Origin of the sequence: Catenisphaera adipataccumulans, from assembly GCF_014202755.1 — a bacterium.
Classification (GTDB): domain Bacteria; phylum Bacillota_I; class Bacilli_A; order Erysipelotrichales; family Erysipelotrichaceae; genus Catenisphaera; species Catenisphaera adipataccumulans.
Genome location: NZ_JACHHK010000004.1, coordinates 157,221 through 174,112, shown reverse-complemented (window position 1 = coordinate 174,112; position 16,892 = coordinate 157,221). Strand labels below are relative to the sequence as shown.

The 16,892-nt window shown below is 49.4% G+C and carries 9 protein-coding genes; 6 read left to right on the top strand and 3 right to left on the bottom strand.

Features of this window, described 5'->3' with window-relative positions; all coding sequences use genetic code 11:
* Positions 1-43: 43 nt before the first annotated feature.
* The 4 genes from HNQ47_RS06580 to HNQ47_RS06565 are packed head-to-tail and all read left to right on the top strand — an operon-like array spanning position 44 to position 9,679.
* On the top strand, positions 44-2,134 hold the full coding sequence (locus tag HNQ47_RS06580; RefSeq protein WP_183328605.1) for a glutamine synthetase III family protein: 2,091 nt from the start codon (positions 44-46) through the stop codon (positions 2,132-2,134).
* A 21-nt stretch (positions 2,135-2,155) separates the two neighbouring features.
* Positions 2,156-3,739: an asparagine synthase B gene (asnB, locus tag HNQ47_RS06575; protein ID WP_183328604.1), complete on the top strand. Its 1,584-nt coding sequence runs from the start codon at positions 2,156-2,158 to the stop codon at positions 3,737-3,739.
* Between the two features lie 9 nt (positions 3,740-3,748).
* On the top strand, positions 3,749-8,221 hold the full coding sequence (gene gltB / locus HNQ47_RS06570) for a glutamate synthase large subunit (RefSeq protein ID WP_183328603.1): 4,473 nt from the start codon (positions 3,749-3,751) through the stop codon (positions 8,219-8,221).
* 12 nt (positions 8,222-8,233) lie between these two features.
* Positions 8,234-9,679: a glutamate synthase subunit beta gene (locus tag HNQ47_RS06565; protein WP_183328602.1), complete on the top strand. Its 1,446-nt coding sequence runs from the start codon at positions 8,234-8,236 to the stop codon at positions 9,677-9,679.
* 30 nt (positions 9,680-9,709) lie between these two features.
* Here HNQ47_RS06565 and HNQ47_RS06560 read toward each other — a convergent pair whose 3' ends face one another.
* Both HNQ47_RS06560 and ppdK read right to left on the bottom strand, forming a co-directional pair.
* Complete coding sequence (locus HNQ47_RS06560) at positions 9,710-10,894, bottom strand: MalY/PatB family protein (RefSeq protein WP_183328601.1); 1,185 nt, start codon at positions 10,892-10,894, stop codon at positions 9,710-9,712.
* 76 nt (positions 10,895-10,970) lie between these two features.
* Positions 10,971-13,598 carry a pyruvate, phosphate dikinase gene (gene ppdK, locus HNQ47_RS06555; protein WP_183328600.1) on the bottom strand — a complete coding sequence of 876 codons (2,628 nt, stop codon included), beginning with the start codon at positions 13,596-13,598 and terminating at the stop codon, positions 10,971-10,973.
* A gap of 209 nt (positions 13,599-13,807) precedes the next feature.
* On the opposite strand from ppdK, the gene HNQ47_RS06550 reads away from it, so the two are divergent.
* Positions 13,808-15,247, top strand: coding sequence for an LTA synthase family protein (locus HNQ47_RS06550; RefSeq protein ID WP_183328599.1), 1,440 nt, complete (start codon positions 13,808-13,810; stop codon positions 15,245-15,247).
* Positions 15,248-15,258: 11 nt separating this feature from the next.
* On the opposite strand, the gene HNQ47_RS06545 is transcribed toward HNQ47_RS06550, so the two are convergent.
* Positions 15,259-15,759, bottom strand: coding sequence for a Spx/MgsR family RNA polymerase-binding regulatory protein (locus tag HNQ47_RS06545; protein WP_183328598.1), 501 nt, complete (start codon positions 15,757-15,759; stop codon positions 15,259-15,261).
* A gap of 96 nt (positions 15,760-15,855) precedes the next feature.
* Between HNQ47_RS06545 and trpS the strand changes: the two genes are divergently transcribed.
* A complete protein-coding gene (gene trpS / locus HNQ47_RS06540) occupies positions 15,856-16,845 on the top strand; it encodes a tryptophan--tRNA ligase (RefSeq protein WP_183328597.1) in 990 nt (329 codons plus the stop codon).
* The last annotated feature ends 47 nt before the right edge of the window (positions 16,846-16,892 follow it).

Sequence of the window (16,892 nt, the reverse complement as noted above, 5' to 3'; positions counted from 1 at the left end):
TTTTTGTATCTTTGCCTTTTTTTATCAGCAAGGGAGGATGCCTATGAAAACCGACATTAAAGAAATCTTCGGCTGTCAAGTCTTCGACGAGAAAAAAATGAAAGACTACCTGGCCAAAGATACCTTCCGTGAACTGGAAAAAACCATTCAGGAAGGCAAACCATTGAATCCAAAAATTGCCGAAGCCGTTGCTCACGCCATGAAAGAATGGGCATTGGAAAACGGCGCGACACACTTTACCCACTGGTTCCAGCCGCTGACCGGCGTCACGGCCGAGAAACACGATAGTTTCTTGAATATAGGTAAGAACGGCAGCATCGACATGGAATTTTCCGGCAAAGAATTGGTCCGCGGCGAACCGGATGCGTCCAGTTTCCCAAGCGGCGGATTACGCGCCACTTTTGAAGCCCGCGGCTACACTGCCTGGGATCCGACCAGCTTTGTATTTATCAAAAACAAAGTCCTCTGTATCCCGACGGCCTTCTATTCCTATACCGGCCATGCACTGGATAAAAAAATTCCGCTGCTGCGCAGTATGGACGCCATCAATAAACAGGCACTGCGCGTGCTGCGTTTATTTGGACATGACGAAGTGACATCGGTCAAGACGACCGTCGGACCGGAACAGGAATATTTCCTGGTCGACAAAAAATATTACGAACAGCGTAAAGACCTGATCTACACCGGCCGTACTTTATTTGGTGCACCGTGCCCGAAAGGTCAGGAAATGGAAGATCATTACTTCGGAACGATCAAAGACCGTGTGCAGGAATTTATGCAGGACCTGAACCGCCAGTTATGGAAACTGGGTATTGAAGCAAAAACGGAGCACAACGAAGTTGCCCCGGCACAGTTTGAGCTGGCTCCGGTCTTCTCCACCACCAACATTGCCAACGATCACAACCAGCTGACCATGGAAATGATCCAGCGCATTGCCAAAGAACATGGATTGGTCGCGCTGCTGCATGAAAAACCGTTTGACGGTATCAACGGTTCCGGTAAACATAACAACTGGTCCATCTCCACCAATACCGGCATCAACCTGCTGGATCCAGGCAATACCCCGCAGGACAACGCCCAGTTCTTATTGTTCCTGGCTGCCGTCATCAAAGCTGTCGATGAACATCAGGATATTCTGCGGTTAAGCGTTGCTACCGCTGCCAACGATCACCGTTTGGGCGCCAACGAAGCCCCGCCGGCCATCATTTCGATCTTCTTAGGCGAACAGCTGACCGAAGTATTGAAGGCAATCGAAAACGATGAACCGATCGAAGAAAGCGGTACAGAAGTCATGCGGATCGGCGTCGATATCCTGCCGAAGATCAAGAAAGATGCGACGGACCGCAACCGTACTTCGCCGTTTGCGTTTACCGGCAATAAATTTGAGTTCCGTATGCTTGGCAGCTCCAATTCCATCGCTGGCTGCAACATCATGCTGAATACGGCTGTTGCGGATGTTCTGGAAGGATTTGCCGACCAGCTCGAAGGCGCGGAAAACTTTGAAGATGCCCTGCATCAGCTGATCAAAACAACGATCAAGGAACACAAACGCATCATCTTCAACGGCAACGGCTACGACGATTCCTGGATCGCAGAAGCCGAAAAACGCGGCTTGCTGAATTTACGCACGACCCCGGATGCCCTGCCGTATTCCATCAAACCGGAAAACATCGCATTGTTCAAACGTCAAGGTGTCTTAAGTGAAGAAGAAGCCCGTTCACGTTATGAAATCACGATGGAAGAATACACCAAGATCGTGAACATCGAAGCGCTGACAATGGTCAATATGGCCCGCAAACAAATCATGCCGGCCGTCATGGGTTACTCCAAGACCTTGACCGAAACGGCACTATCGAAGAAAGAATTAGGAATTGAAACCGAATATGAAGAAGCCAACGTCAAAGAAATTTCTGCCTATTTAACCGAAGCGATGACTGCCTGCAGCACCTTGGATGAAAAGATCAAAACGCTGCATAGCATCACCGAATTCGACAAGGCTGCCTATTATGTGCGCGACGAGATCCTGCCGGCCATGGATGCCCTGCGGGCACCGTGTGACAAGCTGGAAGAAATCTGCGACGATGAGATCTGGCCGTTCCCAACTTACGGCAAGCTGTTATTCGGTATCATTTAATCAATCAACAGGAGGAATCATATGTGTACCATATTTGCTTACTTTAAAAAAGGAGTGACTGCCGATCAAGTTCAGAAAGCGCTGGCTCCGACTATAACCCGCGGTCCGGACGACACCCGGATCATCGATCTGACAAATGGAAAGATGGCGTTTCAGCGCCTGTCGATCATGGGCCTGACGCCGGAAGGCATGCAGCCCTTTGAGCGAAATGGTATTCATCTGGTTTGTAACGGCGAAATCTACGGATTTCGCCCTATTAAAGAGCGCTTAGAAAAACAGGGATATAGTTTCCAAAGTGACAGTGACTGCGAAATTCTGATTCCCTGGTATGAACAAGAAGGATGTGCGATTTTCGCAAAAATGGATGCCGAATTCGCGATGGTGATGTATGATGAAAAAAACGATACGATCATTGCCGCCCGCGATCCGATCGGCATCCGCCCCTTGTTCTATGGCTATGACAAAGACGGTGCCATCGTCTTTGCTTCCGAAGCCAAAAACCTAAGTGGTCTTGTTCAAAGAATTCTGCCTTTCCCTCCGGGATATTACTATAAAAACGGAGAATTCACCTGCTACCGCGACATGACCAAAGTCAAAGCCGTATCCCATGATGATTTAGAAACTACCTGCCGTAAGATCCATGACAAACTGACAGCCGGTGTTGAAAAACGTCTGGATTCCGATGCGCCGCTTGGCTTCCTGCTGTCCGGCGGTTTGGACTCCAGTCTGGTCTGCGCGATTTCACAAAAATTGCTGAACAAACCGATCCGCACTTTCGCCATCGGTATGGACATCGATGCCATCGATTTAAAATACGCACGGCAAGTTGCCGATTATATTCACAGCGACCACACCGAAGTCATCATCACGAAAGACGATGTCATCCAAGCCTTAGAACCGGTCATTTATGCGCTGGGCACCTTTGACATCACGACCATCCGGGCATCCATCGGGATGTATCTGGTCTGCAAATACATCCACGAGCACACCGACATCCGCGTACTGCTGACCGGTGAGATCAGCGATGAATTATTCGGCTATAAATACACCGATTTCGCACCGAGCCCGGAAGAGTTCCAGACCGAAAGCGAAAAGCGCATCCGCGAATTGTATATGTACGATGTGCTGCGTGCCGACCGCTGCATTGCCAGCCATTCAATGGAAGCCCGCGTGCCGTTCGGCGATCTGGATTTTGTGCAGTATGTCATGTCCATCGATCCGGCCATGAAAATGAACACGTACGGCAAAGGCAAGTACTTGCTCCGGCATGCATTTGAAGCCGACAAGATCCTGCCGGAAAGCATTCTGATGCGGGAAAAAGCCGCCTTCTCGGATGCGGTAGGACATTCTCTGAAAGATGATCTCTGCGATTATGCGGAGACATGCTACAGCGATGAGGAATTCGAAACCAAGCGGAAACAATACACCCATGTGCCGCCCATCAGTAAAGAATCCTTATTGTATCGTGAAATATTTGAAAAATACTACCCTGGACAGGGCGATATGATCGTTGATTTCTGGATGCCGAACAAAACCTGGCCTGGATGCAACGTCAACGACCCATCCGCACGGGTATTATCCAATTACGGAGACAGTGGAAAGTAGAGGTTCAATATGCAGAATTCATTCCCCCAACAGCGCGAACACGATGCCTGCGGCATCGGTATGATCGTCAACATGGACGGCAAGAAAAGCCACCAAGTTGTCAATCAGGCGCTTCAAATTGTAGAACGGCTCGATCACCGGGCCGGAAAAGATGCCACCGGAAAAGTCGGCGACGGCGTGGGAATCTTACTTCAGATTTCCCATTCCTTCTTTGCCAAGAAAGTTCCCTTTCCTTTGACCAAAGAACGCGGCTACGGCGTCGGCATGTTTTTCTTTGAACAAGACTATTTAGCACGCAACTTATCGAAACGGACCTTTACCACGATTGCCGAGACCCATGGAGCGAAGATCTTAGGCTGGCGGAAGGTTGAATGCCATCCCGAGATCCTCGGTGAAAAAGCCCGCGACTGCATGCCGTACATTGAACAAGTCTTCATTGACCGGCCGGAAGAAATGAAATCCGATTTGGATTTTGACCGTTATTTGTATGTGATCCGCCGGGAATTTGAAAAAAGTTCGCCAAAAACGTATGTGGCCAGCTTATCGTGCCGGACCATTGTCTATAAAGGCATGTTCCTGGTCAATCAGCTGCGCTCTTTTTATCCGGATCTGCAGGACCCAAACTATCAATCTGCCATTGCCATCGTGCATTCCCGTTTCTCGACCAATACGACACCATCCTGGTCAAGGGCCCATCCGAATCGTTTTATTGCCCACAACGGCGAAATCAACACGATCCGCGGCAACTATAAACGAATGCTGGCCCGGGAAGAAAGTATGTACAGTCCGTTTATGGACAAATACAAGGACAGTATCCTGCCGGCTTTAAATAACTCGGGTTCTGACAGCGCCATGCTGGATAATACGCTGGAATTCATGGTCATGAACGGCATGGATCTGGCCAAAGCGGTCATGATCACCATTCCGGAACCTTGGAAACAAGTTCCGATGCCGCAGTCGTTAAAAGACTTTTATCATTATTATGCGACGGTCATGGAACCATGGGACGGCCCGGCCGCCATTCTGTACAGTGACGGTGATTATGCCGGCGCGGTATTGGACCGCAACGGACTGCGCCCGTGCCGCTACTATATTACGAAACAAAATCAGCTGATCTTAGCCAGCGAAGTCGGCGTGCTCGATATCCGCAATGAAGATATCTTACGCAAAGACCGCCTGAAACCGGGACAGATGCTGCTGGTCGATCTCAAGCAGAAAAAGCTGATCCCGAATGAAGAACTGAAAGCAGAATTTGCCCATCAGAACCCATACGGCGAATGGCTGGACCAATATCTGCTGCATCTCAATAAATTAGATGCCCCGGACCGCAAGACCCGGATGTACACGCAGGAAGAACGCAACCGCTTATACAAAGCCTTTGCCTATACGTATGAAGATGTCATGGATTCGATCGTGCCGATGGTCCAGCAGAAAAAAGAACCGATCGGTGCGATGGGCGTCGATGTGCCGCTGGCCGTTTTATCCAAGCAGCACCCGACCCTGGACAATTATTTCAAACAATTATTTGCGCAGGTCACCAACCCGCCGATGGACAGCCTACGGGAAGAAGTTGTCACCGATACGACCGTATATTTAGGTGCAGCCGGCAACGTTCTGCAGGAAGAAGCCGAAAACTGCCGTATGCTGGAAATCACCAATCCGATCCTGGATGCACGGGATATGGACAAGATCCGCAAACTGGATCAGGACGGTTTTAAAAATGCGACGGTTTCCCTGCTCTTTTACCGCGGCATGCCGCTGAAAGATGCACTGGATCATTTGTTCATCGAATGTGAACGTGCCTATCATCGTGGCTGTTCGATCTTGATCCTTTCAGACCGCGGCGTTGATGAAAACCACATGGCCATCCCGAGCCTGTTGGCTGTTTCCGCTGTCGAACAGTATTTTGTCCGCACGAAGAAGAAGACTGCGATTTCCATCGTTTTGGAATCCGGAGAACCGCGCACAGTTCATCAATTTGCCTGCCTGTTAGGCTACGGTGCTTCCGCCATCTATCCATATCTGGCCCATGAATGCATCGAAGAAATGATTGACAAAGACATGCTCGATGAGGAACCAAGCAAGGCCATCGAAGACTACAACCGCGCGATCCTGGAAGGCATCGTTAAGATTGCCTCGAAAATGGGCATCTCCACGCTGCAGTCCTATCAGTCTGCGCAGATCTTCGAAGCGATCGGTCTGGCGCAGGATGTGGTCGATGAGTACTTTACCGGTACGGTCAATGAAGTCGGCGGCATCGGCTTAAAAGAAATCGAAGAAGATCTGGAATATCATCACAATAAAGCATTTGATCCGTTGGGATTAAATACCGACGAAACCTTAGATTCGATCGGCTTCCACAAGCTGCGCAGCGGCGAAGATAAAGAAGACCACTTATATGATCCGAAAACCATCGTCACGCTGCAGAAAGCAACACAGAACGGCGACTATCAGGCGTTCAAAGAATACTCGGCCCTGGTCAATGACAAAGACCATCCGCACACGCTGCGAAGCAACTTTGAATTTGTATCCAAACGCAAACCGATCCCGATCGAAGAAGTCGAACCGGCCAGTGAAATCGTCAAACGTTTCAAGACCGGTGCCATGTCATATGGATCGATCTCTGAAGAAGCCCATACCTGCATGGCGATCGCGATGAATACATTAGGCGGTAAATCCAACACCGGTGAAGGCGGCGAAAAACCAGAACGATTCGGCACGATCAAAAACAGTGCCATCAAACAGGTCGCCAGCGGCCGTTTCGGTGTAACCAGTGAATATTTAGTCAGCGCCAAAGAGATCCAGATCAAAATGGCACAAGGCGCTAAGCCAGGCGAAGGCGGCCATCTGCCGGGACAGAAAGTTTATCCGTGGGTCGCAAAAACAAGATACTCGACGCCGGGCGTCACATTGATCTCCCCGCCGCCGCATCACGATATCTATTCGATCGAAGATCTGGCTCAGCTGATCTACGATCTAAAGAATGCCAACCGCGCTGCCGATATTTCAGTTAAATTAGTCAGTGAAAACGGCGTTGGTACGGTTGCCTGCGGTGTTGCCAAAGCCGGCGCGACCGTCATTCTGATTTCCGGCTATGACGGCGGTACCGGTGCTGCCCCGCTCAGCAGCATCCACAATGCCGGTCTGCCGTGGGAGCTGGGTCTTTCCCAGACGCATCAAGCGCTGGTGCAGGAAGGCCTGCGCGATCGAGTCCGTCTGGAAACGGACGGTAAATTAATGACCGGCCGTGATGTGGCGATTGCCGCATTGCTGGGAGCCGAAGAATTCGGCTTTGCGACCGCACCGCTGATCTCCATGGGCTGCAGGATGATGCGTGTCTGCAACAAGGATACATGCCCGTTCGGCATTGCGACTCAAAATGAAACTCTTCGCAAACGCTTCAAAGGCAAACCAGAATACGTCGAAAACTTTATGTTGTTTATTGCCGAAGAAGTGCGTGAGATCATGGCAAAACTTGGCTTCAAGACCTTAGCCGAAATGGTCGGTCACACCGACTGTCTGGAAGTGCGCGACTCGAATTTACCGCGTCAGAATATGCTGAATTATCAAGCCATTTTACGCACGCCGGCACCGGTTCATTTTGAGAAACCATATGATTTCCATCTGGAAAAGACCATCGATGAAAAGATCCTGCTGCCAACTTTTGAAAAAGCGATCCAGAAGAATCAGAAAAAAGAAACGTCCATCAAGATCTCCAGTACCAACCGGACACTGGGTACGATCTTGGGCAGCGTCGTCACACAGTCCGGCAAAACATTTGATGATGATACCTTTACGGTGCATTGCCAAGGCGGCGCCGGCCAGTCATTCGGTGCCTTCCTGCCGAAAGGCATTACCCTGGAAGTTGCCGGGGATGCCAATGATTATTTCGGCAAAGGTCTGTCCGGCGGCAAACTGATCTTATATCCGCCGAAAAACTCGATCTTCAAAGCCGAGGAAAATGTGATCGTCGGCAACGTCGCCTTGTTCGGGGCGACCGGCGGTACGGCATATATCCGCGGCATTGCCGGCGAACGCTTCTGCGTCCGGAATTCCGGTGCGGTCGCAGTCGCAGAAGGCTGCGGCGATCACGGTCTGGAATACATGACCGGCGGTATTGCGATGATCTTAGGCAAGACCGGTAAAAACTTTGCATCCGGCATGTCCGGCGGCATTGCATATGTCTGGGATAAAGATCATGATTTGTATCTGCATTTGAATAAATCCCTGGTGAAGATGGAAGCTGTCCAATCGAAGAAAGATAAAGAAAAAGTACAAGAATTGCTGGATAACCATTATCAGGCAACTGGATCGGCGATCGCTGAACGGATCCTGGCGGATTTCGAAAACAATCTTGCGAACTTCAAAAAGATCGTCCCGCGTGATTATGAGATGATGAACAATGCCATCAAAGAATTGGAAGACAAAGGATATACACCGGATGAGGCGCGTCTGAAAGCATTCCGCGCCAAATACCATTAGGAGGTGACAGACATGGGAAAACCTACCGGATTCTTAGAATATGAACGCAATGAAAACACATGGAAGTCGCCTTCCGATCGTATTCAGGATTTTGAAGAATTTAAACTTCCGCATGATGCGGAAGAGCGGAGAAAACAAGCGGCCCGCTGTATGAACTGCGGGGTACCGTTCTGTCAGTCCGCACTGGAACTAAACCGCATGGTCACCGGCTGTCCGCTGCACAATCTTGTGCCGGAATGGAACGATGCGATCTATAAAAATCACTTGAAAGAAGCATATGAACGTTTAAGCAAGACCAACCCGTATCCGGAATTCACCGGCCGGGTGTGCCCTGCCCTGTGCGAGAAAGCCTGCCTGAACGGTTATGACGGTCAATCCGTGACCATTCATGATGATGAACTGTTCATCATCGAGACGGCTTATGCCAACGGCTGGGTCAAACCAGTCCTGCCGCAGATCCATACCGACAAGCGCATTGCGATCATTGGTTCCGGTCCTTCCGGACTGGCAGCTGCGCATGATTTAAATCAACGCGGTCATCACGTCACGGTCTTTGAACGCGAAAACCGGCCGGGCGGTCTGCTGATGTACGGAATTCCGAACATGAAATTGAATAAAAAATACATCAAGCGCCGGATCGAGATCCTGGAAGCAGAAGGCGTAGAATTTAAAACCAACGTCAATGTCGGACAAGATCTTTCCGAAAAACAGCTGAAAAAAGACTACGATGTTATTCTGCTCTGCACCGGTTCGAAAAAAGCCCGTGATCTAAATGCCAAAAACCGCAACATCCGCGGCATCTACTTTGCGGTCGATTATCTCACCCAGATGACCAAACATCTGCTGGATGATACCGACTATATCAATGCCAAAGATAAAAATGTCATCATTGTCGGCGGCGGCGATACCGGCAACGACTGCACCGGCACTGCGATCCGCCAAGGCTGTGCGTCCGTGACGCAGCTGGAAATGATGCCGAAAGCCCCGGACACCCGGGCAGCCGACAATCCTTGGCCAGAGTGGCCGAAAGTCTGCAAGACCGACTACGGCCAGCAGGAAAGCATTTTCCGATTCGGCAAAGATCCGCGCATTTATGAAACCACGATCAAGGAATTTATTTCCAAAGACAATCAGCTGACAGCGGTCAAGACCGTGAAAGTCGGCTTCAAAGACGGCAAGCTGCAGGAAGTAGCCGGCAGCGAACAGACCCTGCCATGCGATCTGCTGCTGATCGCGGCTGGTTTTGTCGGCATTGAGGATTATGTTCAGAAGGCTTTCCAGCTGGAAACCACACCGCGCAATACCATTGTCACCCATCAGTATCAAACCGCTGATGAACAAGTCTTTGCGGCCGGCGATGCCCGCCGCGGCCAGTCGTTGGTCGTCTGGGCGATCCATGAAGGCAAAGAAGCTGCCAAAGCAATCGACCGCTGGTTGATGGGTTATACAAATCTATAAAAAAATGCTCCGAATTTTCGGAGCATTTTTTTATTCGATCGAATCTGCTTTGCGGATCTTATATGCCTGCAGGCCTTTACGCAGCGCAAGCAGCGATTCCAGGACCTGCTGTGTCGGACAGGCGATGTTCATGCGGAAGAACGGTCGGCCGTTTTCACCGAAGTCGCTTCCTTTGGAAACATACAATCCATATTTTTTCAGCAGCAGATCGCATAAATCATCGGTATTATCCGTAATCTGCGAACAATCAACCCACAGGAGATAGGTCGCATGACTATCAATGATGTGCAGTTTCGGCAGCGATTCCTGGCAGAATTCTACGACCGTCTTCTTGTTTTCAAACACGTACGCATTCATCTGATCCAGCCAGTCATCCCCCGCTTCAAATGCCGCGATCGATGCATCTGCAGAGAAGAAATTTGGCTGTGAGAAACCATCGACCTGTACCTGCCGCTGAAAACGTTCGCGGATCGCCGGATCCGGAACAATGGCACATGCCGACTCAATGCCGGCAATGTTAAAAGCCTTGGTGGCAGAGACCAACGTGATACTGTTGTTCTTGCACGTTTCGTTGACTTTCGCAAACGGAATATACGAGAAGCCTGGCTGCACGATATCGCAGTGGATCTCATCACTGATCACCAATACATGATAACGCTGGCAAAGCTCGCCGATCTTAGCAAGATCGTCCCTTTCCCAGATGGTTCCGGTCGGATTCTGCGGGTTGCATAAGATCATCATTGTCACATCCGGACGGGCTAATTTACTTTCCAGATCCTCAAAATCGATCGCATACTGATGATTGGTATACCGAAGCGGATTTTCCACGACACGACGGCCGGCCTGCTCGACTAGATGATAAAACATGTGGTAGACGGGTGACTGGATCAAGATCGATTCGCCCGGTGCAGTAAAACGACGGATCGCCGAAGTGATGCCCGGCAGCACGCCGATGCAGAACTGCATCATCTCGGAATCAAAGCCGATACCGTGCCGTTCCAGCCACCAGCGCTGGATCGTTTTATAAAAACCATCCGGGATCAAGCTGTAGCCGTATGCGCCGACATTCACGCGGTTTTGAAGCGCTTTACGGATGCATGGCGCAACTTCAAAATCCATGTCAGCTACCCACATCGGCAGTTTCGCATTTTCTGAATCCCATTTTAATGAATCGGTATTTTTACGGATAATTTCCTGATCAAAATCGTATTTCATGTGTTCACTCCTATTCTATGGTTTTATTTTACTCTGTTTCCCGCCCGAAAAAAAGAGGGACAAAAGTCCCTCTCAATCAGTCGTTTTTGATTGCAGCCTGTGCAGCTGCCAGACGGGCAATTGGTACCCGGAACGGTGAGCAGGATACATAGTTCAAACCGACTCGATGGCAGAACTCGATCGATTCTGGATCGCCGCCGTGTTCACCGCAGATACCCAGATGGATATCCGGACGTGTTTCCTTGCCCTTCTTGACCGAGTAACGGATCAAGCGACCGACACCCTGCTGGTCCAAATGCACGAACGGATCTTGTTCAAAGATTCGTTTATCATAGTAATCCGACAGGAATGCACCGGCATCATCACGGGAGAAACCATATGTCAGCTGGGTCAGATCGTTTGTACCGAAGCAGAAGAATTCGGCTTCTTCCGCAATCTGATCGCTCAGCAGAGCGGCACGTGGGATCTCGATCATCGTACCAACATGATAGTTCAGTTTCATATTCGCTTTCTTCAGCAGGTCATCCGCTGTCCGTACGACAACTTTTTTGACATATTTGAACTCATTTAAATCACCAACCAGCGGGATCATGATCTCCGGTTCCAGATTCCATTCGGAATGTTCCTTTTGTACCAGGATCGCAGCCTCGATCACGGCTTTCGTCTGCATTTCGGCAATTTCCGGATACGTAACCGCCAGACGGACACCGCGGTGACCTAACATCGGGTTGAATTCATGCAGATCCGCAACCACCTGTTCCAGATCCTGCGGGCGCATATTCATCTCATGAGCCAAAGCAACGATATCCTCTTTGGTTTTCGGCAGGAATTCGTGAAGCGGCGGATCCAAATAACGGATCGTGACCGGATTGCCGTTCATCGCTTCATAGATACCGACAAAATCGTTGCGCTGCATCGGCAGGATCTTATCCAATGCTTTGCGGCGTTGTTCGGCCGTCTTGGCAACGATCATTTCCCGCATGGCTTTGATGCGGTCGCCGTCAAAGAACATATGCTCCGTACGAACCAGACCGATTCCCTGTGCGCCGAAGTCGTAGGCTTGTTTGGCATCCCGCGGCGTATCGGCATTCGTGCGCACTTCCAGCGTGCGGCGTTCATCGGCCCAGCGCATGAAACGTTCGAAGTTGCCGGAAATCGTTGCCGGCACGGTCTTAATAGCTTCGCCGTAAACATTTCCCGTCGATCCATCGATGGAGATGACATCGCCGCGGAAATATTTTTTATTGCCGACCGAAAAATATCCTTCCTCTTCGTGCATGTTCAGGACACCGCAGCCGGCAACACAGCAGGCGCCCATACCGCGGGCGACAACTGCAGCGTGGCTGGTCATACCGCCGCGCACCGTCAGCACACCTTCGGCAACGTGCATGCCTTCAATATCTTCCGGACTGGTTTCCAAACGAACCAGGACAACTTTATGTCCGGCTTCTGTTTGTTGGATGGCTTCATCTGCAGAGAAGACGATCTCACCGCAGGCAGCGCCTGGGCTGGCCGGCAAAGCAGAAGCGATCGGCTCTGCCTTCTTCAGCGCTTTTTCATCAAACATCGGGTGCAGCAGCGAATCCAATTGCTGCGGCTCGACCATCATCAAGGCCTCATCCGTCGTGATCATGCCTTCGTCGACCATATCGCAGGCAATCTTCAGTGCCGCCTGTGCTGTCCGTTTACCATTGCGCGTCTGCAGCATGAACAGTTTGCCCTTTTCAATGGTAAACTCCATATCCTGCATGTTACGGTAATGCTTTTCCAACGTACTGCAGATATTCACAAATTGATCGTACGCATCCGGTGCGATCTCTTTTAATTCATCAATTTTATTCGGGGTGCGCACACCGGCGACAACATCCTCGCCCTGTGCGTTCATCAAAAACTCACCGTAAAGTTTCTTTTCTCCGGTACTTGGGTTGCGGGTAAATGCAACACCGGTGCCGCAGTCGTTGCCCATGTTGCCGAAGACCATCATCTGTACGTTGACCGCTGTGCCCCAGCTGGACGGAATGTTATTCATCCGGCGGTAATAAATGGCACGCGGGTTGTCCCAAGATTTAAAAACGGCTTCGATGGCACGCATCAACTGTTCTTTTGGTTCCTGCGGGAAACTTTCCAGCAATTCGCTTTCATAGAACTGTTTGAACAAAACAACCAGTTCTTTCATATCATCAGCCGTCAGATCCAGATCACTTTCGATGCCGCGTTTTGCTTTCAAATCATCGATGATCTTTTCAAAACGGGCTTTATTCAGACCCATGACGACATCGGAGAACATTTGAATAAAACGGCGGTACGAATCATACGCAAACCGTTCGTTTTTCGTTAATTCTGCAACTGTCTCTACGACCTCATCGTTCAAACCAAGGTTCAAAATTGTATCCATCATACCTGGCATGCTGGCGCGGGCACCGGAACGCACGCTGACTAACAGCGGATTTTCTTTATCGCCCAGCTTCTTGCCGCTCTGTTTTTCCAGCTTATCCAAATATTCAAAGATTTGTTCTTTGATTTCGTCGTTAATTTTTTCGCCGTCCTTGTAATATTGTGTACAAGCTTCGGTCGTGATCGTAAATCCGTAAGGAACCGGCATGCCAAGATTGCTCATTTCGGCCAGGTTGGCACCCTTGCCGCCCAAAAGCTCACGCATGTTTTCGTTTCCTTCGCGGAATAAATAGGTATACTTCTTTCCCATAGTTCCTCCTTTATGTAAACGATTCCATTCCCGGAGAAATTATAACATAGTTTACCGCTGATACAAACATATTTTATATAAAGGGATTTTTCCCGATTTTCTTTCACATGTTTTCAAAAAATTTACACCGATGAAAATATTTCAAATCCATTAACTATTTAGCCGGCTTCGTTGTACGCAATTGTGACCGAGTGTGTTATAATCACACATTGAAAGGAATTCGAATGGGATATTTTTTTAGTTTACTAGGCGTTTTAATTACATCTGCACTGGCCTTTTCGGCCAAATGGGCCATGAATTATTTCGGTCTTTCGTGCTTTGAACAAATTGTCTTCCACTTAAAAGTTCCGCTGGAAGGCACAAATACAGAATTTCTCCATGACTGGGTCCGCCTATGCTTTTCGAAAGCCATCGCCGCGACTGTCATTTTTCTGCTGCTGATCCTCTGTGTACCGATCATTCGCATAGAATCCGGTTATATCAGCGCCTGGCTTTGTCTGTTGTTTTTGATCATTGCCGCGCATCGTGTCGGTTTCTTTGAATGGGTCATCAATCAATTCCGGCATACCGGTCTATATGATCAGTATTATACCGATCCGCATGATGTCCATCTGGAATTTCCGGAACAGAAGCAGAACCTGATCCATATTTTTATGGAGTCCATGGAAACGACCTATACTTCAAAAGAAAACGGCGGCGATTATCCGGAAGACTTGATCCCCGAATTATCGAAACTGGCCAAAGATCCGGACAACGTCCATTTTTCCCATACGGACCGCATGGGCGGTGCTCATGTGGTTGCCGGCACCGGCTGGACGACCGGCGGCATGGTGGCCCAGACTGCAGGCGTCGGCCTGACCGTTCCGACCGTCAGCCACCGCTTTAAAGAAAATACGCCGTTTCTCGGCCATTCGAAAACATTGGGCGATATTCTTGAAGAACAAGGATACCAACAGGAATTGTGCATCGGCAGCGATGCGACCTTCGGCGGCCGGCGATATTATTATGAACAGCATGGTCATACGGAGATCTTTGATTATGAAAAAGCCAAGGCATTCCTGCCGGAAGGTTATCATGTCTTCTGGGGATTCGAAGATGAAAAACTGGTCGAATTTGCCAAGCAGGAGCTTACCCGTCTGGCTGCCGGCGATCAGCCTTTTCACTTTACCCTGCTGACCGTGGATACCCATCATCCCAAAGGATATAAAGGACACGACTATCAAGATATCTATCCGGAACGGCTCAGCAATATCATCCGCATCAGTTCCGCACGGATCGGCGAGCTGGTCGAATGGATCCAGCAGCAGCCATTCTATGCGAACACGACGGTGATGATCAGCGGCGATCATACGAGCATGGCAGAAGACTACATCCGTCATACTTATGAGAAAGATTATGACCGCACGGTGTACAACGTATTCCTGCATGCAAAAAACAAGACCGAATATACGCACCGCCGGCTCTTTACGACAATGGACCTGTTCCCGACCACCCTTTCTGCGATGGGCGTCAAGATACCCGGCCACCGCTTAGGACTGGGCACCGATTTATTTTCCGGACAGAAAACATTGGCAGAAACCGTCGGTCTGGAAAAACTGGATCAAGAACTACGAAAACAGTCCGATGTCTACTGGAAGAAGATCTTATAAACAAAAAAAGACTACGCAGGAATGCGAGTCTTTTCATTTTGTGTTTCCAAATGCAGCTGACCGGCCTTTTCATCACAGTCTTTCCGAACACTGCCGCAGACTGCGTAATTCGGGCAGCTTGGGTTGCAGCTGTCATCGATCGCTCTGCGCATCGACGGCGTCATCATCGTCGTGATCTCATCATCATCATAGCCGACAACGAAACTCTTTTCACTGATCATGATCGGCCGGCGCAGGATCGAAGGATTTTCCTGGATCAGCTGGGCCAGTTCTTTCATCGATAAATCATCAATGTCTTTGTCCTGTTTTTTTAAGGCTTGGAAAGCCTTGGAACGAACGGAAATCACATCTTCGGTTCCGTTTTCACTGCGGGACAGAATGTATTTGATCTCGTCTTCGTTCAGGATGCTTTTGAAAATGTTTTTTTCCACAAATTCGATGTGGTTGTTTTTCAGCCATTGTTTTGCTTTACGGCAGCTTGCGCACCCCGGAGATGTATAAATAATAACCATACTATAAACCTCCTTTACTGTGTTCAGTTTATTATATCGCACTTGTATATAATGTCAATAGCAAGTAAAATAGAAGGCAAAGGAAGTGAAACAATTATGGAGAGAATGCTTAGTGCCATCAAACCGACGGGCCGTCTGACCCTCGGAAATTATATCGGAGCGATCCGACAGTTCGTCAAATTTCAGGACGAATACGAAATGTACATCTTTATTGCCAATGAACATGCCATTACGGTACCGATCGAGGCCAAAGAGCTCCGGCAGAATACGAAAGATCTGATTGCCTTGTATCTAGCCAGCGGCATCGACCCGGAAAAGACGACCCTCTTTTTACAAAGTGATGTGGATGCTCATGCGAAACTTGGCTGGGTCATGACTTGTATGTCCTATATGGGCGAACTGCAGCGCATGACGCAGTACAAAAGTAAGACCGCCAACGGCGAAACCGGGATCACCGCTGGTTTATTTACGTATCCCTGCCTGATGGCAGCAGATATCCTGCTGTATGATCCTAAATACGTGCCGGTCGGTATTGACCAGAAGCAGCATGTGGAACTGACCCGCGATCTGGCTGAACGTTTCAACAATCGCTACAGCGACACCTTCGTGCTGCCGGAACCGCTGATGACCACTGTCGGACAAAAAATTTATTCCCTGCAGGATCCGACCAAAAAGATGAGTAAATCAGAGGAAAATCCCAAAGGCACCATCGATCTGCTTGATCCGCCGGCTGCAGCCCGCAAAAAGATCATGTCTGCCGTCACGGATTCCGTCGGTATCATTCAATATGATCCGGAAAATCAGCCCGGCATCGCCAACTTGCTGACCATTGAATCCGCATTGACCGGAGAATCCATTGAAAGCATCGTTGCCCGTTTTGAAGGCAAAGGCTACGGCGAACTGAAAAAAGCCATCGGCCAAACCGTTTTCGATTTCCTGACCGATCTGCAGGCCAGATACAAAGACATCATGGCCAGCGGACAAATCAACGAAGTCTTACAGAACGGTGCGGAAAAAGCCAATTACATCGCAAACAAAAAAATCCGCAAAGTCTACAAAAAAGTCGGCTTTACGATCACGAAATAGGTATCCTTCGATACCTTTTTTCTTATCCATGTTATAATATGTGAAAT